This window comes from Rhodococcus sp. IEGM 1302, from assembly GCF_030056935.1.
Taxonomy (GTDB): domain Bacteria; phylum Actinomycetota; class Actinomycetes; order Mycobacteriales; family Mycobacteriaceae; genus Rhodococcus_F; species Rhodococcus_F qingshengii.
In genome coordinates this window covers 207273-229646 of the sequence record NZ_JASHKY010000005.1, presented here as the reverse complement: position 1 = coordinate 229646, position 22374 = coordinate 207273, and the positions used below count along the sequence as shown (strand labels likewise).

22 protein-coding genes are annotated in these 22374 nt (G+C 62.2%); 10 read left to right on the top strand and 12 right to left on the bottom strand.

What is annotated here, in order from left to right; genetic code table 11:
• The 4 genes from dmpG to QM609_RS11935 are packed head-to-tail and all read right to left on the bottom strand — an operon-like array spanning position 1 to position 4339.
• The gene (dmpG, locus tag QM609_RS11950; protein WP_007734084.1) at positions 1–1044 is read right to left on the bottom strand and encodes a 4-hydroxy-2-oxovalerate aldolase; all 1044 of its coding nucleotides are present in this window, start codon (positions 1042–1044) and stop codon (positions 1–3) included.
• Positions 1041–1943, bottom strand: a complete 903-nt coding sequence (locus QM609_RS11945; protein ID WP_050655875.1) for an acetaldehyde dehydrogenase (acetylating) — start codon at positions 1941–1943, stop codon at positions 1041–1043. The genes dmpG and QM609_RS11945 overlap by 4 nt, the downstream gene beginning before the upstream one ends.
• Positions 1944–1951: 8 nt before the next feature.
• Positions 1952–2737, bottom strand: a complete 786-nt coding sequence (locus tag QM609_RS11940; protein WP_042449395.1) for a 2-keto-4-pentenoate hydratase — start codon at positions 2735–2737, stop codon at positions 1952–1954.
• A 3-nt stretch (positions 2738–2740) separates the two neighbouring features.
• On the bottom strand, positions 2741–4339 hold the full coding sequence (locus QM609_RS11935; protein WP_050655874.1) for an FAD-binding protein: 1599 nt from the start codon (positions 4337–4339) through the stop codon (positions 2741–2743).
• A 115-nt stretch (positions 4340–4454) separates the two neighbouring features.
• Between QM609_RS11935 and kstD the strand changes: the two genes are divergently transcribed.
• From kstD to QM609_RS11920, 3 genes are all read left to right on the top strand, one after another.
• Complete coding sequence (gene kstD / locus QM609_RS11930) at positions 4455–6179, top strand: 3-oxosteroid 1-dehydrogenase (protein ID WP_007734077.1); 1725 nt, start codon at positions 4455–4457, stop codon at positions 6177–6179.
• The gene (chsH3, locus tag QM609_RS11925) at positions 6169–7026 is read left to right on the top strand and encodes an enoyl-CoA hydratase ChsH3 (RefSeq protein ID WP_050655873.1); all 858 of its coding nucleotides are present in this window, start codon (positions 6169–6171) and stop codon (positions 7024–7026) included. Before kstD ends, chsH3 begins: the two co-directional genes overlap by 11 nt.
• Before the next feature lie 69 nt (positions 7027–7095).
• Positions 7096–8859, top strand: coding sequence for a cholesterol oxidase substrate-binding domain-containing protein (locus tag QM609_RS11920; RefSeq protein ID WP_076948572.1), 1764 nt, complete (start codon positions 7096–7098; stop codon positions 8857–8859).
• 135 nt (positions 8860–8994) lie between these two features.
• On the opposite strand, the gene QM609_RS11915 is transcribed toward QM609_RS11920, so the two are convergent.
• Positions 8995–9231: a hypothetical protein gene (locus QM609_RS11915; RefSeq protein WP_007734072.1), complete on the bottom strand. Its 237-nt coding sequence runs from the start codon at positions 9229–9231 to the stop codon at positions 8995–8997.
• 484 nt (positions 9232–9715) lie between these two features.
• On the opposite strand from QM609_RS11915, the gene QM609_RS11910 reads away from it, so the two are divergent.
• The 4 genes from QM609_RS11910 (at position 9716) to QM609_RS11895 (ending at position 13253) form a co-directional block, all read left to right on the top strand.
• Entirely contained in the window at positions 9716–10003 is a 288-nt protein-coding gene (locus QM609_RS11910; protein WP_003945791.1) for a MerR family transcriptional regulator, read from the top strand.
• A 133-nt stretch (positions 10004–10136) separates the two neighbouring features.
• Positions 10137–11324 carry a serine hydrolase domain-containing protein gene (locus QM609_RS11905; RefSeq protein WP_050655891.1) on the top strand — a complete coding sequence of 396 codons (1188 nt, stop codon included), beginning with the start codon at positions 10137–10139 and terminating at the stop codon, positions 11322–11324.
• Between the two features lie 188 nt (positions 11325–11512).
• A complete protein-coding gene (locus tag QM609_RS11900) occupies positions 11513–12322 on the top strand; it encodes a PE-PPE domain-containing protein (RefSeq protein ID WP_003945630.1) in 810 nt (269 codons plus the stop codon).
• Positions 12323–12404: 82 nt separating this feature from the next.
• Positions 12405–13253, top strand: coding sequence for a sterol desaturase family protein (locus QM609_RS11895; protein ID WP_042449389.1), 849 nt, complete (start codon positions 12405–12407; stop codon positions 13251–13253).
• Between the two features lie 18 nt (positions 13254–13271).
• On the opposite strand, the gene QM609_RS11890 is transcribed toward QM609_RS11895, so the two are convergent.
• Both QM609_RS11890 and QM609_RS11885 read right to left on the bottom strand, forming a co-directional pair.
• Positions 13272–14579 (bottom strand): FtsX-like permease family protein, encoded by a 1308-nt coding sequence (locus tag QM609_RS11890; protein ID WP_042449387.1) that lies wholly within the window; start codon positions 14577–14579, stop codon positions 13272–13274.
• Positions 14576–15421, bottom strand: a complete 846-nt coding sequence (locus QM609_RS11885) for an ABC transporter ATP-binding protein (protein WP_007734065.1) — start codon at positions 15419–15421, stop codon at positions 14576–14578. Before QM609_RS11885 ends, QM609_RS11890 begins: the two co-directional genes overlap by 4 nt.
• Here QM609_RS11885 and QM609_RS11880 point away from each other — a divergent pair.
• Positions 15396–16145 carry a helix-turn-helix transcriptional regulator gene (locus QM609_RS11880; RefSeq protein ID WP_050655871.1) on the top strand — a complete coding sequence of 250 codons (750 nt, stop codon included), beginning with the start codon at positions 15396–15398 and terminating at the stop codon, positions 16143–16145. The two genes, QM609_RS11885 and QM609_RS11880, sit on opposite strands and share 26 nt — an antisense overlap.
• Positions 16146–16154: 9 nt before the next feature.
• Here the strand turns inward: QM609_RS11880 and zapE are convergent, their stop codons facing one another.
• Entirely contained in the window at positions 16155–17102 is a 948-nt protein-coding gene (gene zapE / locus QM609_RS11875; RefSeq protein ID WP_042449381.1) for a cell division protein ZapE, read from the bottom strand.
• A gap of 111 nt (positions 17103–17213) precedes the next feature.
• On the opposite strand from zapE, the gene QM609_RS11870 reads away from it, so the two are divergent.
• Positions 17214–17780: a TetR/AcrR family transcriptional regulator gene (locus tag QM609_RS11870; RefSeq protein ID WP_042449379.1), complete on the top strand. Its 567-nt coding sequence runs from the start codon at positions 17214–17216 to the stop codon at positions 17778–17780.
• Between the two features lie 10 nt (positions 17781–17790).
• Here the strand turns inward: QM609_RS11870 and QM609_RS11865 are convergent, their stop codons facing one another.
• The gene (locus tag QM609_RS11865) at positions 17791–18951 is read right to left on the bottom strand and encodes a lipase family protein (protein WP_050655870.1); all 1161 of its coding nucleotides are present in this window, start codon (positions 18949–18951) and stop codon (positions 17791–17793) included.
• 209 nt (positions 18952–19160) lie between these two features.
• Here QM609_RS11865 and QM609_RS11860 point away from each other — a divergent pair, with 209 nt between their 5' ends.
• Positions 19161–19955: a putative protein N(5)-glutamine methyltransferase gene (locus QM609_RS11860; protein ID WP_042449377.1), complete on the top strand. Its 795-nt coding sequence runs from the start codon at positions 19161–19163 to the stop codon at positions 19953–19955.
• Here the strand turns inward: QM609_RS11860 and QM609_RS11855 are convergent.
• The 3 genes from QM609_RS11855 to QM609_RS11845 are packed head-to-tail and all read right to left on the bottom strand — an operon-like array spanning position 19946 to position 22359.
• The gene (locus QM609_RS11855; protein WP_042449375.1) at positions 19946–20575 is read right to left on the bottom strand and encodes a TetR/AcrR family transcriptional regulator; all 630 of its coding nucleotides are present in this window, start codon (positions 20573–20575) and stop codon (positions 19946–19948) included. The two genes, QM609_RS11860 and QM609_RS11855, sit on opposite strands and share 10 nt — an antisense overlap.
• Before the next feature lie 30 nt (positions 20576–20605).
• On the bottom strand, positions 20606–21406 hold the full coding sequence (locus QM609_RS11850; protein ID WP_003945537.1) for an ABC transporter permease: 801 nt from the start codon (positions 21404–21406) through the stop codon (positions 20606–20608).
• Entirely contained in the window at positions 21403–22359 is a 957-nt protein-coding gene (locus QM609_RS11845) for an ATP-binding cassette domain-containing protein (protein WP_050655869.1), read from the bottom strand. Before QM609_RS11845 ends, QM609_RS11850 begins: the two co-directional genes overlap by 4 nt.
• Positions 22360–22374 lie beyond the last annotated feature (15 nt).

Below are 22374 nucleotides of genomic sequence, written 5' to 3'. Positions count from 1 at the left end.
CTAGGAAGCCGCTGCTTCGCGCTGGAGTTCCAGCGCGATGTCGATCAACTGATCTTCCTGGCCGCCGACCAACTTGCGCTTGCCTGCGCGCACCAACAGCTCCGCGGACGACACTCCGTACCGCTCGGCCTGACGCTCGGCATGCTTGAGGAAGCTCGAGTACACGCCGGCGTAGCCCATCATCAGTGCCTGACGATCGAGCAGGCACTCCTGCGGCATTGCCGGGCGCACAACGTCTTCGGCTGCATCGGCGATCGCGAAGAAGTCGATACCGGTCTTGACTCCGATCTTGTCGCAGACACCGACAAACGCCTCGACCGGGGCGTTGCCGGCGCCGGCACCGAACCGACGGGTACTACCGTCGATCTGCTTGGCTCCCGCACGAACTGCCGCAATGGAATTGGCGACGCCCAGGCCCAGGTTCTCATGTCCGTGGAAGCCGACCTGAGCGTCGTTGCCGAGTTCCTGAACCAGCGCCTCGACGCGATCGGATACCTGCTCGAGCACAAGTGCGCCGGCGGAGTCGACCACGTACACACACTGGCAACCCGCGTCGGCCATGATGCGAGCCTGCTTGGCCAGCTTCTCCGGCGGAATCGAGTGAGCCATCATGAGGAATCCGACTGTTTCGAGTCCACGCTCACGCGCGAGGCCGAAGTGCTGGATGGATACGTCTGCCTCGGTGCAGTGAGTTGCGATGCGGCAGATGGACGCACCGTTGTCCTGTGCGATGACGATGTCGTCCTTGATGCCCAAACCGGGCAGCATCAGGAAGGCGATCTTCGCGTTGGTCGCCGTCTCGACTGCAGCTTTGATCAGTTCCTGCTCGGGAGTCTTCGAGAAGCCGTAATTGAAGGAGGACCCGCCGAGGCCGTCGCCGTGAGTGACCTCGATGACCGGCACTCCGGCTCCGTCGAGGGCACCGACGATGGCTCGTACTTCGTCGACGGTGAACTGATGACGCTTGTGGTGGGAGCCGTCGCGCAGCGATGTGTCGGTGACGCGGATGTCCCAGCTCGAATCGAAATGAATCATGTCGCTCATGCCTTCACACTCAGAAGCTTCTGGGCGATTTCCTCGCCCACCTTGGTGGCTGCTGCCGTCATGATGTCGAGGTTGCCCGCGTACGGCGGCAGGAAATCGCCTGCGCCTTCGACCTCGACGAACGTGGTGACCGTTGCATAGCCACCGGAAACGACGCTCGGTTCGTCGAACTGCGGTTCGTTGAGCAACCGGTAGCCGGGCACGTACTGCTGGATGTCCTTGACGACGCGGTGAATGGAGTCGGTGATCGCGGCCTGATCGGCGTCTTCGGGGATAGCGCAGAAGATTGTGTCGCGCATGATCATCGGCGGGTCCGCGGGGTTGAGGATGATGATCGCCTTGCCGCGCTGTGCGCCGCCGATGGTCTCGATACCGCGGCTGGTGGTCTTGGTGAACTCATCGATGTTCGCGCGAGTTCCCGGGCCGGCGGACAACGATGCAACCGAGGCGACGATCTCGGCGTACGCCACGTCGACGACACGTGATACCGCGTAGACGATCGGAATGGTTGCCTGCCCACCGCAGGTGATCATGTTGACGTTGGGTGCGTCCAGGTGCTCACGCAGGTTCGCGGGCGGAACCACAGCCGGGCCGACCGCGGCCGGCGTCAGGTCGATGGCACGGATACCGGCGGCCTCGTAGCGTGGTGCTGCCTCGCGGTGCACGTATGCCGACGTCGCCTCGAAGACCAGGTCCGGTTTCTCCGCCTGGCTGAGCAACCAGTCGACGCCCTCGGCGGAGGTCTCGAGTCCCATCTTGCGGGCGCGCGCCAATCCTTCACTCTCGGGATCGATTCCGATCATCCATCGCGGTTCGAGCCACTCGGAACGCTGCAGTTTGTACAACAGATCGGTACTGATGTTTCCCGATCCGACGATCGCCACACTTGCCTTGGTCATGACTACTCCTACGTGAACTGAAGAGAGACGGAACCGAGGCCGCTGAACTCGGCTCGGAAGTTGTCGCCTGGATGAGCGTCGATCGCTCGCGTGCACGAACCCGGCAGAACGATGTCGCCGGCCTTGAGCCGAACTCCGAACGTGTCGACCTTCTGCGCCAACCACGCGACAGCGGTGACCGGGTTACCGAGAACCGCATCGCTGCGCCCCTCCGCAATCCGCTCCCCGTTGCAGGTCAGCACCGCGTCGATGGCCTTGATGTCGATGTCCGACGGGCGAACTCGTTCCTTGCCGAGGATGAACCCGGCGGAGGACGCGTTGTCCGCGATGGTGTCCGAGAGGCCGATCTTCCAGTCCTTGATCCGGCTGTCGATCAACTCGATGGACGGCGCATAGGCGACAGTAGCGTCGATGACGTCTTGTTCGGTGCACCCGGCGCCCGGCAGATCTGCTCCCAGAATGAAGGCGACCTCCACCTCGACGCGCGGGAAGCAGAAGCGCGACGTGTCGACCGGACGGTTCTCGAACTCTTCCATCTCGGCGAGCAGGTGACCGTAATCTGGCTCGTCTACGCCCATCATCTGCTGCATCGCCAGTGACGAGAGTCCGACCTTGTGTCCGACCACCTTTGCGCCACCGGCAACACGACGCCGGATGTTGATGAGCTGGATCTCGTAGGCGTCGACGACGTCGATGTCCGGATACGTGGCGATCAGCGGGCTGATCGGAGCGCGATCCCGTTCCGCCGAATCAAGATGGTCGGCAAGTTCGCCGCGGATCTGCGTCGAGAGCATCGTTCAGGCCTTTCCGACTGTGGAGAATGCGGCTGCGTGCTGACCGGCTCGTCGTCCGGAGAATACGCAGTCGGCGAGCGACAAGCCGCTCACATACGAGTTGGAACAGATACCGACCGCGGTACGGCCGGCGGCGTACAGACCAGGGATACCCTCCCCGGCCTCGTTTTTCACCATGCCGGACGATTCGTCGACCACCAATCCACCGAGCGTGAGCATCGGGCACGGATTCATCATGTTGGGCTTGATCGAGACGTCGTACATCGTGAACGGCGCAGACAGTATCGGCCTGACGAAGTCCGACGGTTTACCCATCGGATCAGGTTGTCCGGCAGCGGCAGCGGAGTTGTGCGCGTCGACGGTGGCTTGAAGGCCGGCGACGTCTATCCCCGCTTTGCGGGCGACCTCGGCAATGGTGTTGCCACGCAATGCAGTACGCATCATTCCGGTGGCCTGTACCCGCTGGAACCACATCGACTGGTCACTTATCTGCGATTTCGCTTCGCGAACGAGTTCGGAATCTGCCAGCAGCCAACCGATTCCGCTGCTCTTCTCCGCCATCGCCTGACCGAGAGCGGCACCGTAACGGGACTCGTCGACGATTCGCGCACCGGATTCACCCACCAAAATGGAACCGAGAAAAGCACTCGGCGGGACGATGAATCGCCAGGCGGACACATTGCCGAGCTTGTCGGTGGCTCCCCCGGCTTCGACACCGAGGTTGATGCCTTTGCCATCGTCCCCGGAGGTGCCGAGCGGGATACCGCCCTTGTAGGCGGGAGCATGGGTACGCATCATCTCGCGATTGGACACGAAGCCGCCGGCGCTGAGGATCACGCCGCCGCGTGCCTGGATACGAATCCGCTTGGCGTGCTTCTTCTCGATCTTCGCGATCAGTGCGTCGAGAATCGTGCGCAACTGCGGTGCGTAGACGCCGGGCTTGGAGGACAAGGACCCGAGCGTCGCGTGACGGCGACGAACTCCGGCGGGTGCGTCACGCAGCGTCAGTGCTTCGACGCCGATCACCCGGCCGTCCTCGATGATCAGCCGGTCCGCTCGCGTCTGGCCGAGCAACTGGACGCCCTTCGCCTCCGCGGACTTCGCGAGCGGGCCGTACAGCATCTTTCCCGACGTGCCACGCCCCTTGGCGCGATGACCACGCGGAGCAGGTTTTGCGATGTCACGGAACCCGCCGGCCGATTCGCTACCCGAGAAGTAGAGGTAGTGCTTGTTGCTCGGGTACGACGTCTTGTACGGACAGAGTGAGGCCTCGAACGGCACGCCGTGACTGCGCAGCCAGTCGATCGACGCCGGGCTCTCGTCGACGAACCGGCGCAGAGTCTGCGGCGTCACCGCGTCACCGACCTCGCGGTTCAGGTAGGCGAGCATGGCTTCGGGACTGTCCTCGACACCGGCTTCCTTTTGAATCACGGTGCCGCCGCCGGCGTAGTAGATTCCTCCGGAAATCGTGCTGGCACCACCACCGAGTGCTCGGTCGATTGCCAAAACCGACGAACCGGCCGCTACAGCTTCGAGCGCCGCACTGGCGCCCGCCACACCGAACCCGACCACAAGGACGTCAACCGAAGTATCCCAGGTCACACCGCACCATCCTCAATCTCACTGCAACGTGTTTCGTTATCAATGACAACGTCCGGAAATACTTCCTGGCAGAAAGCATGGACTGACACCCCCATCATTCTATAACGTGTTCTACATGAGCAAGCAGGAATACGACATCGTCGTCGTCGGCAGTGGTGCCGCAGGTATGACAGCGGCCTTGACCGCAGCCCACCAGGGCTTGAGTGTGGTCATCGTGGAGAAAGCCGCCCACTACGGCGGATCGACCGCCCGTTCCGGTGGTGGGGTCTGGATCCCCAACAACGAGGCACTTCAAGCGGACGGTGTCACCGATACACCGGAGGCCGCACGTTCCTACCTGCACAGCATCATCGGCGACGTTGTCGCTCCCGAACGCATCGACACCTATCTCGAGCGCGGTCCCGAGATGCTCTCGTTCGTGTTGAAGAACAGCCCGCTCGAGCTGCAGTGGGTTCCCGGCTACTCCGACTACTACCCGGAAGCACCCGGCGGACGCCTCGGTGGCCGCAGTGTCGAGCCCACCCCGTTCGACGGCAACAAGTTGGGCGCCGACCGCAAGAACCTCGAGCCCGACTACGTCAAGGCCCCCAAGAACTTCGTCATCACCCAGGCCGACTACAAGTGGCTCAACCTGCTGATGCGCAATCCTCGCGGACCCCTGCGCGCCATGAAGGTCGGCATGCGATTCCTCGCAGCGAAGGCCACCAAGAAGGATCTACTGGTTCGCGGCCAGGCACTGGTCGCCGGTATTCGACTCGGACTTCAGTCCGCCGGAGTACCCATCCTGCTGAACACCCCGCTGACCTCCCTGTACACCGAAGACGGCGCTGTTCGCGGCGTCAACGTCATCGTCGACGGCGAGGAGCAGGTCATCCGCGCTCGCCACGGAGTCGTGTTGGGATCCGGCGGATTCGAGCACAACAAGGAAATGCGTGAGAAGTACCAGCGCGCACCTATCGGCACCGAATGGACCGTCGGCGCGAAGGCAAACACCGGCGACGGTATCCGCGCAGGCCAAGAAGTGGGCGCTGCAGTCGATTTCATGGACGACGCCTGGTGGGGCCCGTCCATTCCGCTGACCGGCGGACCGTGGTTCGCTCTCTCCGAGCGCACCCTCCCGGGCTGCATGATGGTCAACATGTCGGGCAAGCGCTTCGGCAACGAGGCTGCTCCGTACGTCGAGGCGACCCATGCGATGTACGGCGGTGAGTACGGTCAGGGCGAGGGGCCCGGCGAGAACATCCCGACGTGGATGATTCTCGATCAGCGCTACCGCAACCGCTACACGTTTGCCGGTATCACTCCCCGCTCCCCCTTCCCCGGCCGCTGGCTCAAGGCCGGCATCGTGGTCAAGGCGGGAACCATCGCCGAATTGGCAGAGAAGACAGGGCTTCCCGTCGCATCGCTGACCGAAACCGTCGATCGGTTCAACGGCTTCGCGCGCAACGGCAAGGACGAGGACTTCGGACGCGGTGACAGTGGTTACGACGCGTACTACGGCGATCCCCGACTGAAGAACCCCAGCCTCGCCGAAATCAGCAAGGCTCCGTTCTACGCCATCAAGATGGTTCCGGGTGACCTCGGCACCAAGGGTGGTATCTGCACCGACGTCAACGGCCGAGCACTACGCGAAGACGGAAGCGTCATCGACGGCCTCTACGCGGCTGGCAACGCGAGCGCTCCGGTCATGGGCCACACCTACGCCGGACCAGGCGCGACCATCGGTCCCGCAATGACTTTCGGTTACTTGGCCGTACTCGACATTGTCGAGCGTGCGAAGAAGGCCGAGACAACCGAAGCACCTGCAGCTGAAAAGACGGCGGTCGACCATGCCAATTGATCCGAAGATCGCACTCGGCGCCGAGCTTGCGCCACAAGAGTTCTCGTGGACCCCGTCGGACGTACAGCACTACCACTTGGCCCTGGGGGCAGGTGCTCGTCCGCTTGATCCGAACGAGCTTCGATACCTCGACGACGAAAAGCCTCAGGTACTACCCACCTTTGCCACCGTCGCCGCCAACTTCCACGCCACCGAAGCACCGAAGGTGTCGTTCCCCGGCGTCGAAATCGATCTGGCGAAGGTAGTCCACGGGAGCCAGGAAGTCACTGTCCAGCAGCCGATCCCGGCAAGTGGAAGTGGCCGCACCACAACTCGAATCGCCGAGGTCTGGGACAAGGGCAAGGCCGCGGTGATCGTGCAGGAATCCGTCACGGTCGACGCCGAGGGCAACCCGCTGTGGACAGCTCGCTCGTCCATTTTCGCCCGCGGCGAGGGTGGTTTCGGGGGTGAACGTGGTCCGTCGGAGTCGATTACGCTTCCGGATCGCGAAGCAGATGAGACAGTGGTGACGCCTGTGCTTCCACAGCAGGCTTTGCTGTACCGGATGTGTGGTGATCGGAATCCGTTGCACTCGGATCCGCAATTCGCCTCCGCGGCAGGCTTTCCAGCGCCTATCCTGCATGGACTGTGTACTTACGGAATGGTCTGCAAGACCGCAGTGGATACCATGCTCGACGGCGACAGCAGTCGGGTAGCCGGATTTCGGGCCCGCTTTGCCGGGGTCGTATTTCCCGGCGAGAACTTGAGTATCCAGATCTGGAAAGACAATGGGCGACTCCTGATCTCAGCTTCTGTACTGGAGCGCGAAGCTCCTGCCCTGGCTGACGTAGTTCTCACTCTTGTCTGATACCAACCTGTCTGATACCCACCTGTTAGAACTCACCGTAGTTCTCGAACCCGATGGAGTAGCCCGAAGATGACGGCACAAGACGAAAAGTTCCGACTGTCCCGACGAGGTTTCATGGCCGCTGGAGCCGGCGCCGTGGCAGCGACCGCATTCGCCGGCTGGACGCCGGCCTACGCCGTCCCCGCCGGCTCTTCCGGCTCCGCGGGTGGTCCCGTGTCCACCCTCACGCCGCCGCCTGCCTTCCCCGAAGGCATCGCGCTGTACCAGCAGGCATATCAGAACTGGTCCAAGGAGATCATGCTCGACGCGATCTGGACCTGTTCGCCCAAGACGCCCGAAGACGTAGTCCGCCTCGCTAACTGGGGTCATGCCAACGGCTACACCATTCGTCCCCGCGGCGCCATGCACGGCTGGACGCCGCTGACCATCGTCAACGGTGCGCCGGTCGACAAGGTCATCCTCGCCGACACCACGGTCCACCTCACCGGAGTCTCCGTCAACGCCGGTGGCAGCCCAGCCACCGTCACCGCAGGACCCGGTGCGACCCTCGACGCCATCACGACCGCACTGCAGGCACAGGGCCTCGGGTTCGCGAACCTGCCGGCGCCGGGTGTGTTGACCATTGCCGGCTGCCTCGCCGTCGACGCTCACGGCGCAGCTCTCCCCGCCGAAGGCGAAGCACACGTTCCCGGACAGACTTTCGGCTCACTCTCCAACCTCGTCACCTCCCTGACCGCAGTGGTCTGGAACGGCAGCGAGTACGCACTGAAGACGTACGCGCGTAGCGACGCGGCGATCAAGCCGCTGCTGACTCACCTCGGACGCACCTTCCTCACCTCCGTCACCTTGCAGGCCGCCCCCAACTACCGCATGCGCTGCGTCAGCCACACCGACATCGGTTGGCAGGAACTCTTCGGCGCCCGCGGAGCGTCCGGACGCACCTTCGAGAAGTTCGTCCGCGAAAACGGTCGCGCAGAAGCAATCTGGTACCCCTTCACCGAACGCCCGTGGATGAAGGTGTGGTCACTTGCCCCCACCAAGCCGCCGTTCTCGCGTGAGGTGACCGGACCGTACAACTACATCTTCTCCGACAACCTCCCGGAGCCGGTCACCGACATGATCGGCCAGATCAACTCCGGAAACCCGGGCATCGCACCGGCATTCGGGCAGATCATGTACGCCACCACCGTTGCCGGACTCGCCGCGACGTTCTCCAACGACCTGTGGGGATGGTCCAAGGACGTCCAGTTCTACATCCGGGCCACCACCCTGCGCCTGACCGAGGGCGGCGGAGCCGTCATCACCTCTCGCGCCAACATCGGCCAGGTCATCCACGACTTCACCCAGTGGTTCAACGGCCGCATGGAGTACTACCGCTCCATCGGACAGTTCCCCCTCAACGGGCCCGTCGAAATCCGTTGCTGCGGCCTCGATCAACCGTCGGATGTCGAGGTCGACTCGGCAGGCGCCCCCACCATCTCGGCCATGCGCCCTCGCCCCGACCATCCGGAATGGGACACCGCCATCTGGCTCAACGTCCTCGGCGTCCCCGGAACCCCCGGCATGTTCGCGTTCTACCGCGAAATGGAACAGTGGATGCGTAATCACTACAACAACAACGACGCCACCTTCCGCCCCGAGTGGTCCAAGGGCTGGGCGTTCGACCCCGACAAGCCGTACACCGACACCCCGATCATCACCCAGGGCCTCCCCCAGACCTACCGCGACGGCGTCCCATCGAGCGACAACTGGGACACCGCCAACGCCGCATTCAACGCGTTGGATCCGCACAAGGTCTTCAGCAACACCTTCCTGGACCAGTTGCTGCCTTGAGGTTCAAGTACTGAGCGCACACTCTGACAACTCGACGGTCGTCGCCACTCCCCTTACTTTCGGGAGTGCGGCGGCCGTCGTGCGTTGCAGTGAGCGGGATGAAGGAGTCCCCCGCATCCCGACGAGGCAGCTGCCTCAATCGCGATCAGGATGGATCGCCTCGTGCATACTTTCCACTGCCCTGGCGTGAGTTGAGAGCTCGGACCGAGCCGACCGAATCGTGGCGCTGTCGCTGCGTGCCCCCGGCTCGGACGACGACGAGTCCTCTCCGGGGTTCGGCGCGCCACCAGCTGGATGCTCGGAGGAGCCGGTGCGCTCTTCCCTCTCCGCGCGGGCGCGCAACAACGACTCGGACTTCGGGGTATTTCGCATCGGAGCATTGTCCCAGATCCATCTCCTATGACTCACATTGAGCGCTCTCACCCCCGGCGACCAGGCCGTTCCTGAATATCAACACCTAGAATGTTCGCAACAAAATATCTACAGCGGTCAGGGTAGACATTCTCGCGAGGCTGTTGTATCTTTTTTCTCGTAGCAAGGAACGAGTCAAGAGATGCGGGAGAGATGAACTACCCGCAAGCAGTACCGCAGGGCAGGGACGTGCCGGGGCCGAATTCGTGTGTGAGTGTGTAGTCGGACCCGGCACCCCCCTTCAAAGCGGCTACCGGATGTCTTGTGCGAGTCCGGAAGTTCGAAAGAATGCAGTTATGTAAGTAAGTTCAACCCCATCCGGCCCCCGGCGCTCCTCGCGCCGGGGGCCCCGTCCGTTCAGCGAAAGAAGCGAGCCATTCCGGCAGATACACCACCGGGGGACCCCTCCGGCAGATTCGACGACGAGAACTATCCTGCGTACAGCATGGGACATGCGGCCGAGATCCTCGGTGTCAGGCAAGCTTTCCTTCGTAGCCTCGATGCCGCGAAACTACTTACCCCGCAACGCTCTGAGGGCGGACATCGCCGCTACTCCCGCTACCAGCTGCGCATCGCAGCCCGCGCGCACGAACTCGTAGCCAACGGCACGGCGCTCGACGCGGCTTGCCGCATCATCATCCTCGAAGACCAACTCACCGAAGCCCGTCGCATCAACGCCGAGCTTCAGCAAGCGCAGGACCTGCGAGAGGAACCGGACGCGGCACCCGAATGAGGACTGCACTGGAACAGCAGTTGCGCCTATACGGTCGATCTGACCCCTCCTCCTTCCAACTGCGGTAAATTCGGCCAATTGGGACATTGCTCGGCGTCGGTTGCTCGATTTCCACATCGAAGGGATCGCAGGCATGACTTCCTCCCACCACCGCGCTCGGGTGCGGCTGTCTGCTCTGTCGATCGCCTTGACCGTTGCCATTGCAACCGCTGCGTGCAGTTCCGACGATGACTCCGCAACAAACACGGGCAGCGCCTCTCCCAGCACCTCGAGCAGTCGGGAATCCACCGAGATCACGGACATCGTCCGCCGCCAAGTGGCCGACTTGGGCCTCAGTGCCGCTGTGTTCGGGGTGTGGCGAGGCGACGACGAAGTTGCTCTCGGCGCCGTCGGAGAGTCCCCTGTCGGAGTTCCGGCGACAACCGACATGCAGTTGCGCGTCGGCCAACCGATGGAACCGATGCTCTCGACAGTCCTGCTGCAACTCGACGAAGAGGGAACGCTTCCCCTCGATCAACCGATCGCGAAGTGGGAACCGAACTTTCCACGCGCAGACACCATCACTCCGCGAATGCTGGCCAACAGCACGTCGGGCATCTCCGACTACGTGACCGATCCACAGTTCCTCAAACTCTTCACGGACAACCCGATGAAGGGCTGGACTTCTCGAGAGATCCTGGATCTTGCCAACTCCCGCCCGCCGTTGTTCGAACCCGGCACCAGTTGGGCGTACGCGCACAGCGACCTGACGCTGCTCGGCGACGTCATGGAGAAAGCGACTGGAAAACCGCTGGGCGAACTACTTCAGCAGCGCGTCTTCGATCCACTCGGGATGGATCACAGCAGCGTTGTACTCACGTCGCAGATGGACGAACCGATCCTGCACGGTTACACCAATGAACGTGGAGTATTCGAAGACTCCACTTTCTGGAATCCGACGGCGTTCCTGCACAGCGGAAACATGAACGCGCCTGTCGCCGACGTCGGAAAGTGGGTGCGCGCGCTGGGAACGGGAGAGTTACTCTCCGACAAGGCTTTCGAGCAGCAGATGGCGCCGACGACTGCGGGCTTGGGAAGTATGACGGCGGACAAGTTCTTTTCCTTCGGGACCGGGCACCTCGACGGCTGGCTGGTGATGAACCCGTCGTACGGCGGTTACAACGGTCTCGCGCTCTACTACCCCGATTCGAAGACGACGATCGTCGTCTACGCCACACTCGGGCCGACAACCAACGCGGACCTCAACAACACCGTGTCGATGGGGAAGGAGATCGGAACCCTCCTCGAGCCGGATCACCCGCCGCAGGTACCGACGCCGTGACGCCCCACACACGCTGGTAGTAAACAGCGCCGGTCGGCAACTTCCTGTTTACGCACGGATTACCTCCAGGACTTATCGCCCCATCACCATTCTCTTCAGTACCGAACGAAACGCGTCGGACCGCGGGTTGTCTCGCCAGTGAACGAGAACGTAGATAGATGGGGACAGGCCCGATGAGGAAATACGCGATGTCAGTGGCATGCACGGTTGCAGTCACAGCGGGGGTGACTCTTGTGATGTCGGTACCTGCCGGAGCGGACCCGAATGACGGTGGGTCGTGCCCGGCCGGTGCGGTATTCGCGGTCGGCGGAACGTGGGATCCGACGGGACAAACGACGCAACCCGTCACCGACCGCTACGTCGCCCAGGGTTACGCCTCCAAGCCGGTGACCTACCCCGCCAGCTTCTGGCCGCTCGGCGAACAGACGTACGACCAGAGCGTTGCCGCCGGCGCCCAGACGCTTCGCACCGAAGTCAACGCTTTCCACGCTCAGTGCCCGGGCAGCGAGATCGTCGTCACCGGATACTCACAGGGAGCACGGATTGCCGGCGACGTTCTCGGTGACATCGCACGTGACGGATCCATTCCCCAATCGCAAGTCGAAGGCGTCCTCTACGCCGACCCTCGCAACTCGGCCGGGGGCATCGAAACCGTAGTGCCCAATGTCGTTCCGGGAGCGACGATGTCCGGAGCACGCGGCGGATTCGGAGACATCGCAGTGCAGGAAGTCTGCATCGAGGGTGACGGCATCTGCAACATGCCCAAGCCGCGTGATGCGCCCGAGGTGTTCGTGGATTCGGTCTTCGGCTACTTCACGAAGCACAACACCTACACGCCGATGATGTCCGAGCCCGCTCCGCCTGCTCCCCCGGCGCTGCCGCAGACACCGTCGGTGCCACTGCAACCGGCTGACGTCGCCACTGCGATCGTGACACGGGTCGTCGAGAACATCACTCCGTATCTGAGCGCTGCACTCGCCACCGTGCTGACGAAGTAACGCGACACCGCTTGTTCGGCTGACTGAAAGTCGACCGATTCGTACAAGTCGAGGACCACCCGCGCCGTGCACCATCGAATACATGCTCACCCTCATCGTCAGATACGGGTACGTCCCGTTCATGCTCTTGGGAATCAACGGAGCCGCAATCGCGCTGGCGGCATCCGGTGCGCCGAAATGGTCACTGGTGGCATTGATTCTCTTCGCAGTGGTCTGCTCTTTCGCGGCCGAACGGGCGCTTCCCTACGAATCTTCGTGGAATGCTGCGGGACCGGACAGGTTTCGCGACGCTGTCCATGCGTTTGTCAACGAATCCCTCATCTTGGTCAGCGTCGCGGTAATCCCGTTGATGGCCGCGGTGATTCCGTTCGACGGGCTGTGGCCGAGCGGTCTTCCGTTTGTCCTTCAGGTCGTCTTCGCAGTGTTGGTTGCCGATTTCGGCATCACCGTGGTGCATTTGATCAGCCACAAGGTTGGATGGTTGTGGCGTTTCCACGCGGTTCATCACAGCCTCGAACGGTTCTACGGTATGAACGGACTGATGAAGCACCCCGTGCATCAGACTTTCGAAACCGCCGGTGGCGTCCTGCCACTGATCCTCCTCGGGATGCCCGTTCCAGTTGCCTCGGCGCTCGCGGTTTGTGTCGCTGTCCAACTCCTGCTTCAGCATTCGAATGCCGACTACCGCATCGGCCCCCTGTGTCCGATACTCGCCCTCAACGCCGGCCACCGATTCCATCACCTGAAGTGGGCGGGAATCGGTGACGTCAATTTCGGTTTGTTCACTCTGATCTGGGATCACCTGTTCCGCACTTATTCTTTCGATCCGGAAAAGCGCTTCAGCAGTGACGATCTCGGAATGGCGGCCAAGCCCGACTACCCGGACGACTACCTCGGCCAGTTGGCCGAACCGTTCCGGAGACAGAACTGACGGACGATCGGTGGAGATTCAGCCCGCGAGTACCCGTCGCATGACGGGCTTGGCTGCAAACGCACTGGCCAACACCAACGCGATCCCCACAGCCAGGGTGACGCCCAACTGAACCAGCGCCATCGGAGTGGTCAATACGGCTGCCCCTGCCAGCGGGAAGAGGAACAGCAGTGCAGCGCCGGCGCCGGCCAGTGCCATCACCACCACGGGAGTGCGAACGTGCCGCATGCGGGCGCTGTCCATCACCTCGACAGGTGTACCGGCCAGAGTCAGACTCCGATACAGCTCACGGTTGTCGAGGATCCCGGATACCTGGGTGAGCGCAGACGAGATTGCCGCCAACGTGAATGTTGCTCCGAGAGTGAACAACACCCCGGTTCTCATGTCCGCGAACAGGAACTCCTGCCCTGGCTGCACATCCTGCCCTTCCCCGTTGCCTATCGCGGCGAGGAGAGATGTGCCTGCGGCAACAAAGCTGGCCATCGTCACACCGCTGACCGTGCGCCACACAGCCTTCGGATTATCCAAGACCCGACGCGCCGCAATCAGCGAAGCACCGTCTTTGGCGCATTTGAGCATGATCCGTCCAAGCAGCGAAATGACGAACGGACCGACCAACGCAACAACGCCGAAGCAGAGACCAAGGCCCACCAGGATTGCCGCGATGCTTGCCGCGGAGCCCCCAAATGCACTCCACCCCAGAAGAACCCCCACCCCAGCCACCGCGAAGATCATCTTCGGTGCGGCGCTGGGATTGCCCGCCGTGACGCCCAACGGGCTCACGAACACCTGGCGCATCCCGAGCATCGACGTCAAAGCAGCCAGGATGGTCATTCCGAATACGATGCCCACCAGCGGAAGTGCGCCTACCCAAAGCTCACTCCACTCGAATGTCCGACCTTGAAATCTCAAGAGAGCTACGAGCGGCAACGCGAGGAGGTATCCCACCACACCGATCAACGCACCGGCCAAGCCCTGGATACCCGATTCCGCAGCGCACAGCGCAACGATCTGGCGAGGGGTGGATCCGATGAGTCGCAGCGAGGCAAGTCGTTCGTCGCGACGGCGCGCGCCCAAGCGGGCCGCCGCCAGGCCGAGAGTGACGGCTGGAACGATCATCAACACCGAAGCAACCCCTGCGAGTGCTAGGTACGCCTCGGCTTCGGGTTCGCTCGATCTGCCCGCAAATGCACCGTAGCCGCCGAGCACCGTCAGCAACAACGTCGTCGAGGCGGCAAAGGCCGTTACGGGAAGCGCGAAGGTACTCAAGGCCTTTCGGCCTTCACCTCGCACCGTCATCAATGCAACGCGCGCTGTGGCCTTCATGCCGCCACCTGTGTCCCGACGAGCGAACCGGCCTGCATCATCATCGTGCGATCACACCACCGAGCGACTTCGGCATCGTGAGTGACGACGACCAACGCAGAACCGATCTGTTGAGCCGAATCACGCAACACCCTCATCACTTCCCAACTCGTCTGCGCGTCGAGGGCACCGGTCGGCTCGTCTGCGAAGAGAACGGCGGGTTTGGTCACCAACGCTCGCGCAATCGCCACACGTTGCGACTGCCCACCCGACATCTGACCCGGGCGACGGTCCTGCAGCCCGTCCAGTCCCAATGGCGCAAAGAAGCCGTGCGCCGTCCGCTTGGCTTCGGCGATGGACAACCCGTTGAGCACCAAGGGCAAAGCGACGTTCTCGATCGCCGGAAGCTCCGGCAACAGTTGGCCCGATTGAAAAACGAATCCGTACGACTCGCGTCGGAGGCGGCTGCGGTCGTTCTCACCGAGGTTCTCGATATGCCTGCCGCTCAGCAGGATTGCTCCCGAGTCGGGCTTGACGATTCCTGACATGCAATGCAGCAGAGTCGACTTGCCCGACCCTGAAGGACCCATGATGGCCGTAGCAGTACCGGCGCGCACTTCCAGCGATACACCTCGGAGCACTGGAACGTCGCCGTACGACTTGCCCAGCGCGTGGACCGACAGGACTGCGGGTGCTTGTGCGTTGTTCATGATTCCACCTTCTCGTGAACCCCTCGCCAGCACATCGGCCCAGCGCACGATCTTCGAACCGAGTGCGGTCCTACCGGAGGATGACCGGACCCCGAGCTCTGTCAGGGTCGTCACTATGATTTCCGACATGACCTGGTCCGGCGCCGTCCACATGGAGCCCGGAATTCTCATGTTCACCGGCGCAGTGGGATCCGCGCACATGCATTCGCATGCCGCTGTTCAGATCATGATCGTCGACGACGGGGACGTCACGGTCACGGACGGGGACGGCCACAGTGAAGTCGTGCGGTCCGTGGTCATTCCATCCGGGGCGGTCCACGCGTTATCCGCCTCCGAGGGTGCGCGGGGACGAGCGATCTACGTGGACTCCACCACGGGAATGGGCCGGCGCATCAGGCCGCCTGTATCCGAGCACGGTGGTGTGGCCGACTGGTCGGACCGTGGGCAGACCGCAGTAGCGATGACGGACCGTGGCGCTGATTCGGATCTGGAATACGCAGCGAGGCTGATCGATTCACTGTCCGAAAGCAAGCAGCCGTCGAGCGTACGCGCTCTTCACCCTGCACTCGAGCATGCTCTGACGATACTGCCCGAGCGACTTTCGGGGCCGATAACGGTGACGGACACCGCCGCGCTGGTCTCCATCTCGCCCGGCCGATTGGGAAGAATCTTCAACGATCAACTGCAGATGAGTTTTTCGACCTACATTCGTTGGTTGCGGCTACGACGCGCCATGGAAGTGATGAGCGGTGGCGCAAGCCTGACAACCAGTGCCCACGAGGCCGGCTTCACCGACAGCGCCCATCTCAACCGGATCTGCCACAGCATGTTCGGACTCACGCCCAGCGCCGCGACCGGCGATCTCACCTGGAGTTGACGCTGCTCCTCAACTGATGCTGCCCACCGCCGACCTCGCCAGTAGCGACAGACGACTGTAGAGGCGCGCCAACCCCGGCACGTCCCGGAGGCTGCCTGCCACTTCTTCGACGTAAGCGTCGGCGTAGATCGTCAGCCGCGCATCGACGTCATAGAGAACATCGACGACATTCGCGAAACGGCGAAGGGCAAATTCCGACGCCTCGGCGAGCACCGGCACTCCGAAGATCACCCAGTCGTCGAAGCGGGCGGCGAGCGCGAGGTAATCGGCAGCCGAGGTCGAACCAGTGCACAGCACCTCGAAGTCGAACCAGACGACACCGTCTCGAATCGCCGAGCACTCCAATGTGCGTGTGCCTATTATCAATTCGACACTTTCGCCCGAAGGCCGCGTAGTTCCCGAGCCGAGGAGGAATTCTCCTGTCGCAAAACGGTAGTCCCCGGCACCTGGCTGTCCCGCCGTCCGATAGTCGACGGAGCCACCCAACTCGATCACCTCGAGAGTCCGTTCGATCAACTCGATCGACGGAACGAACTGCTCGTGAAAAAGCGGATTGGGAAGAAGATCGGTCGGCGGAACATTGGACGTGACGACAACAGTCACGCCTTTCGCGACGATTGTGTCGAGAACCCTTGCCATGAACATGGCGTCGGCGACGTCGTCGATGTGGAACTCGTCGAAACAGAGCACACGGATTCCATCGACGACGTGATCCAGTGCCACGCCCATCGAGCCGAGTTCATGCGCCCGAGAGTGCAGATCTGCAAAGAACCGATGAAAGTGAATGCGCCGCTTGCTGACCGGGAGCCTGTCGTAGAACTCGTCCATGAGCATCGTCTTCCCGCGGCCGACGCTACCCCAGAGATAGATCCCACCCCCGACCTCACCGCCCGAGATCCGGGCCTGCAGTGCGTCGAGGGCTTCGCGTGCCGCCAACTGCTCTTCGTCCAGTAGCATAAGACTCCTCTACGTCTGTAGAGTCGAGGCTAGTGATCGAAGGCAAATCGAGTCAATGTGACCCTCACGACGCACCATCTGCAGCATGCAACATCGACAACAAGGAACGACATGAAGCCTGATCGCAGAGCCCTCATCGCGGCATCCGCCGTCACGATCATCGCCGAGCAGGGCCCGCGTGCACTCACCCATCGGGCGGTTGATCAGTCCCTGGAACTTCCTGCCGGTTCGACGTCGTACTATTTCCGCACTCGCGAGGCACTACTCGAAGCAACCGCATTGCACATCGTGCACCGGTCACGTTCGATATTCGACGAACTCCGCGAGAGGCCCAGCGATCCTGCTGCCCTGACGGCCGAGTATCTCGATGATCTTCTCTCGCACCGCAGACACGAATTGATCGCGAGATATGCACTGCTCTTGGAAACTCCCCGAGATTCGGCATTGCACCAACTCCTCGAAGACAGCCTGTTTTCACGGGAGAAGGCAAGGCCTGTCTTCGACATCGTTGGCGTTGACGATCCTGACGTCGCCGCCGCAAATCTTCTGAGCCTTCTGGAGGGCTTGATCTTCGACTACTGCCTCGGAGCGCGTAGCCGAGATCCCCGCTCCTCCGAAACCGTTCGGCAACTTCGGATCCCGATCGACATCTATCTGCGCGGAGTTGGTGCCGCCTGAAAGATGTTGGTCAGCAGAGGCTTCCGGTGCATGGCCGTTGACCAGAGAACAGCGCCGCGACAAACGGGGTACTGTCTGGAACCGAAGCCGGAACGGTTCCCAGATGATCAGTGGGATAGGTATGGAATGCAAAGTCGACACCGTTGGCAGTAAGGTCGGCCGCGAACTTCAGTGTCAGCGGTGCCGGAACATCGATGTCCGACAACCCCTGACCGATGAAGAACGGGCGGTCGTATCCTGCGGTCGGCACAGTGAGCAGGTCACGCGCAGCCTCCATGAATACTGGATTGTCCAGCGACTTCGTCAGCACCTGCCCGAGTGTGACGGTTCCGTACTTCGTGCGCGCCTCGGTGTAGCACATGTTGTTCTCGACGTCGTCGAGGATGGTCTTGCCGAGCGGGGTCAGATACGAGTCGATGTCGATATCCGGCCGCGAAGCACGCAGTCCGTCAAGAACGTTCGCGATGTAGACCGTCGTACCCTTGAGCGGAAGCGCCGGGAAAGCCGGACCACCGAGCGGTAGAAGATTCTCGATGTTCGAGGGGACACCAGTGGCGACAGCGCCGCGGTAGTCCAACTCCGGCGCGTAAGCAGTGGCAAGCGAAGCGGTGAACATAGTCGCCTGCCCGCCCTGCGACTGCCCCATCGCAACCCATGCGCTCGAGAGGTCGTCGTCGACCGCACGAGCGGCACGCACCATGTCCACAACGCTGTGTGCAGCGGAACGCCCGTCGAGATACGGGTGAACACCGGGTGTTCCGAGCCCCACGTAGTCGGTGGTCACGACCGCGTATCCCTGCTCCAGCCAGTGACCCAGATGCGTCGCGGTCCGTTCGAGTGGAACACTGCTGCTCGGCGCACACTGATCCGCGACACCCACCGTCCCGTGCGCGTAGGAGATGACCGGCCAACCACCCTCGGGCGGAGCTCCCTCTGGGCGAAACACCACACCGGTACTCGTCATCGGCGCATCCTTCGGGCCCGTCGACCAGTACGTCACCTTCGTTGCGCTCACGGCACCCAGGATCACCCGGTCGGGACCGAGCAACTCCTGACTCACGACAGCACCCGGAGCATCGTTCGGTTCCGCTCCGGCCGGCGCCGCAACTGTCAACGCCACCAACGCACTCGCGCTCAGTCCGACGAGCGTCCTACACAGTCGCTTACTCACGTACTTCTCCTACCGATTGCGGTGACGGTGCATATGTGGTGATCGGCCCCACATCAGCTGATCGAGTTCAGACCATAGAACAGCCTTACCATTTGGTCAACCTAAATTTCCGCTCCGCATCGACCGTCGTGACACGCCTGCTCGGGTAGGGTGGCGATGTTCGATACGTGCAGGTCCCCCGCGAGATCAGGAGGCCGAAAGGCTCTCTCATGTCAGCACCTGATCTCCCGACCTTCCCTGCTTCGCAGCAGAAGTCGGTGGCCGCGATCCTCCGAGCAGCAGGTTGCGTCTTCGCCGAAGACGAGGCTCGCCTACTTCTTCACACCGCACGCTCTCGCGATGAACTCGACGCGATGGTCGACCGACGAGTTGCCGGCGAACCACTCGAGCCCGTCCTCGGATGGGCCGAGTTCTGCGGCTTGCGCATTCACATCGACTCCGGAGTCTTCGTCCCACGCCGGCGCACCGAGTTCCTCGCCCGGCAGGCCCGCTCACTTGTCACCCCAGGAAGCGTCGTCGTCGACATGTGTTGCGGCTCAGGAGCTGTCGGCGTTGTCCTGCAGTCGACGCTCGACGCCGTCGATTTGTACGCGGTAGACGTGGAACCGGCCGCAGTGCGGTGCGCTCGCCGAAACATCACACCGCCCGAGCGTGTACTCGAAGGCGATTTATTCGAACCACTGCCGACGAAATTACTCGGTCGCGTGGATGTCGTCGTCGCCAATGCACCTTACGTCCCCACCGAATCGATCAGGCTGATGCCGCCCGAAGCCCGTCTTCACGAACCGCTGGTCTCGTTGGACGGCGGTACCGACGGACTGGATCTGCAGCGTCGCATCATCGCGGACGCCGCGCCGTGGCTACGACCGGGTGGCTGTCTTCTCGTCGAGACGAGTACGGAGCAGGTCGAAATGACTGTTGAAACATTCACTCGGGGAGGGTTTCTCACTCGGGTGGCAACCTACAGCGAGACCGCGTCGACCGTGGTGATCGGTCAGCGTTGAAGGCGATCGGATCTTGGCGTGGACCACTCCCGAGCGCGGGCGGCAAAGCCGTCGACAAAAAGCCCGAACGCACGATCGACGCGGGCCCGGTCCCCGGTGGCCAGAAGATCCATCGACAGACCCCGCATTTGCGAGAGCAACAGAGTAGCGACAGAGGCAACATCGTCCTCGGGGCAACCCGCTTGTCGTAGACCGGCTTCCAGTGCCTCGATCCAATCGCCCACAAAACGGTCCAGGAACCGTCCGTAGCGGTCGCGGTCGCCGAGCGCGAGGGCGTAGATCTCGACCATCACCCGGAACCGCGGCAGGACCTCCGGCGTCGTACGTTCGGTCCACCACGCAGTCAGCACTGTCGCCGGATCGACCCCCGGTTTCATCGGCACCGCAATCGGAATGGACTCACCACGCATGTTCTCGATGACCTCGGAGAGCAGATTCTCCTTGCTATCGAAATGGTTGAGCAACGACGCATGCGACACACCCACGGCCTTGGCGAGCTGCCTCACCGTCAACTCCCCGACACCGTTGTCGATGACGTAGCGGGTCAGCGCGTCGAGCAACTCCTCACGTCGCCCGGCGTATCTCAGGCTGCGTTTGTCGATGCGTTCGGGCTCCGGCACATATCCACCCTACCGGCCGGAATCACCAGGTCAGCGGCTGACTGCCTTCTGATACCGACGAATAGCGAACGGCACGAAGACGATCAGCAAACCGAAAGTCCACAACAACGACGCGATGACCGGATTCTGCAGTGGCCACGCATCCGGAACCGTCATCGCAGGATTGGTATTGCCGAACAATTCACGCACCGCCTGAGTAACAGCCGACACCGGATTCCATTCGGCGATCACTTTGAGCGGGCCGGGAAGATTGGTGGTCTCGACAAAAGTGTTCGCGATGAACGACAGCGGAAAGATGACGATGAAGCTCGCGTTGTTGAATACCTCCGGTGTCCGGATCCAAAGCCCGACAACAGCCATGACCCACGACAACGCGTACGCGAAGAACAGAAGCAGCGCATAACCCGCCACCGCTTCGAGGAAACTGGAGTGAATCCGCCACCCGACCAGAAGACCGGTCAACGACATGACCACCAAACTGATGACGTTGATCAACACGTCACTCGACGTTCTGCCGGTCAGCACGGCAGACGGAGCCATGGGCAGCGATCGAAATCTGTCGATGATTCCTTTCTGAATGTCTTCGACCATCCCCAAACCAGTCCAGGTAGCACCGAATATGACCGTCTGCGTGAAGATTCCGGCGATCAGGAATTCTCGATACGACGTGCCCGGGACGGAGATCGCACTGCCGAACACATACGCGAACAAGAGCACGAACATGATCGGCGACAAAGTGGTGAACACCAGCAGATCCGGAACGCGCTTGATCTTGATCAAGTTTCGCCTGGCGATGGTCAAACCGTCTTCGAGCGCCATCTGCACGGTCATTTCTGATCCTCCAGTTCAGCCTGGTGCCCGGTCAGTGTGAGGAAGACATCGTCGAGAGTGGGTCTGCGCAGGCCGACGTCGAATACGCGGATGCCTCGTGCCGACAGAAGATTCAGCGCCGCGACCAACGCGTCGGTGCCGTCGTCGACAGGAACGGTGACGCGACGGACATTCTCTTGAACCTGAATGTCCCCCACGGCAAGCGAGCGCAATTCCTCGCGGACGATGTCGAGATGCTCGACCTCGTGCACGCTCAATTCGATGCGCTCACCCCCGACCCGCGCCTTCAACTGGTCTGCAGTACCGCGCGCGATGACCGAGCCGCGGTCGATGACGGCGATCTGGTCGGCCAACCTCTCGGCTTCCTCCATGTATTGCGTCGTGAGCAACAGCGTGGTCCCCTGAGCCACCAACCCTTCGATGACGTCCCAGAGACCGAGTCGCGCCCGAGGATCGAGGCCGGTGGTCGGCTCGTCGAGAAACAACACCTGTGGCCGAGCAACCAATGCGCCGGCGAGATCGAGACGTCGCCGCATTCCACCGGAATAGCCCTTGACCGGCCGATCTCCAGCCTCGACGAGATCGAACTGCTCGAGCAATTCTCGCGCTCGGGCCTTACTGTTTCGGGCGCCGAGGTGATACAGCCGCCCGACCATGTCCAGATTCTCGTAGCCCGTCAGGTACTCGTCGACCGCGGCGTACTGACCCGAAGCACCGATCTTGGATCGCAACGCCCGCGCATCCTCGACCACGTCCAGCCCGGCAACCTTGGCGCGTCCACCGTCGGGAATGAGCAGCGTCGTGAATATCCTTACCGCAGTGGTTTTTCCGGCACCGTTGGGGCCCAACAGAGCCATCACCGAACCCTCGCGCACTTCCAGGTCGATGCCGTCCAATGCCGTGACGTCGCCGTACTTCTTGACCAGCCCCTCGGCCACAATCGCTTCGGTCATGAGCCCTCCCGCATC

Excerpts from the sequence above, each read along its gene's own strand:
- dmpG (WP_007734084.1), bottom strand. The coding sequence starts at position 1,044 with ATGAGCGACATGATTCATTTCGATTCGAGCTGGGACATCCGCGTCACC.
- QM609_RS11905 (WP_050655891.1), top strand. The coding sequence starts at position 10,137 with ATGACTTCCTCCCACCACCGCGCTCGGGTGCGGCTGTCTGCTCTGTCG.
- QM609_RS11945 (WP_050655875.1), bottom strand. The coding sequence starts at position 1,943 with ATGACCAAGGCAAGTGTGGCGATCGTCGGATCGGGAAACATCAGTACC.
- QM609_RS11860 (WP_042449377.1), top strand. The coding sequence starts at position 19,161 with ATGTCAGCACCTGATCTCCCGACCTTCCCTGCTTCGCAGCAGAAGTCG.
- kstD (WP_007734077.1), top strand. The coding sequence starts at position 4,455 with ATGAGCAAGCAGGAATACGACATCGTCGTCGTCGGCAGTGGTGCCGCA.
- QM609_RS11845 (WP_050655869.1), bottom strand. The coding sequence starts at position 22,359 with ATGACCGAAGCGATTGTGGCCGAGGGGCTGGTCAAGAAGTACGGCGAC.
- zapE (WP_042449381.1), bottom strand. The coding sequence starts at position 17,102 with ATGCTACTGGACGAAGAGCAGTTGGCGGCACGCGAAGCCCTCGACGCA.
- QM609_RS11880 (WP_050655871.1), top strand. The coding sequence starts at position 15,396 with ATGACCTGGTCCGGCGCCGTCCACATGGAGCCCGGAATTCTCATGTTC.
- QM609_RS11920 (WP_076948572.1), top strand. The coding sequence starts at position 7,096 with ATGACGGCACAAGACGAAAAGTTCCGACTGTCCCGACGAGGTTTCATG.
- QM609_RS11910 (WP_003945791.1), top strand. The coding sequence starts at position 9,716 with ATGGGACATGCGGCCGAGATCCTCGGTGTCAGGCAAGCTTTCCTTCGT.
- QM609_RS11900 (WP_003945630.1), top strand. The coding sequence starts at position 11,513 with ATGTCAGTGGCATGCACGGTTGCAGTCACAGCGGGGGTGACTCTTGTG.
- chsH3 (WP_050655873.1), top strand. The coding sequence starts at position 6,169 with ATGCCAATTGATCCGAAGATCGCACTCGGCGCCGAGCTTGCGCCACAA.
- QM609_RS11885 (WP_007734065.1), bottom strand. The coding sequence starts at position 15,421 with ATGTGGACGGCGCCGGACCAGGTCATGTCGGAAATCATAGTGACGACC.
- QM609_RS11895 (WP_042449389.1), top strand. The coding sequence starts at position 12,405 with ATGCTCACCCTCATCGTCAGATACGGGTACGTCCCGTTCATGCTCTTG.
- QM609_RS11870 (WP_042449379.1), top strand. The coding sequence starts at position 17,214 with ATGAAGCCTGATCGCAGAGCCCTCATCGCGGCATCCGCCGTCACGATC.
- QM609_RS11850 (WP_003945537.1), bottom strand. The coding sequence starts at position 21,406 with ATGACCGTGCAGATGGCGCTCGAAGACGGTTTGACCATCGCCAGGCGA.
- QM609_RS11915 (WP_007734072.1), bottom strand. The coding sequence starts at position 9,231 with ATGCGAAATACCCCGAAGTCCGAGTCGTTGTTGCGCGCCCGCGCGGAG.
- QM609_RS11890 (WP_042449387.1), bottom strand. The coding sequence starts at position 14,579 with ATGAAGGCCACAGCGCGCGTTGCATTGATGACGGTGCGAGGTGAAGGC.
- QM609_RS11940 (WP_042449395.1), bottom strand. The coding sequence starts at position 2,737 with ATGCTCTCGACGCAGATCCGCGGCGAACTTGCCGACCATCTTGATTCG.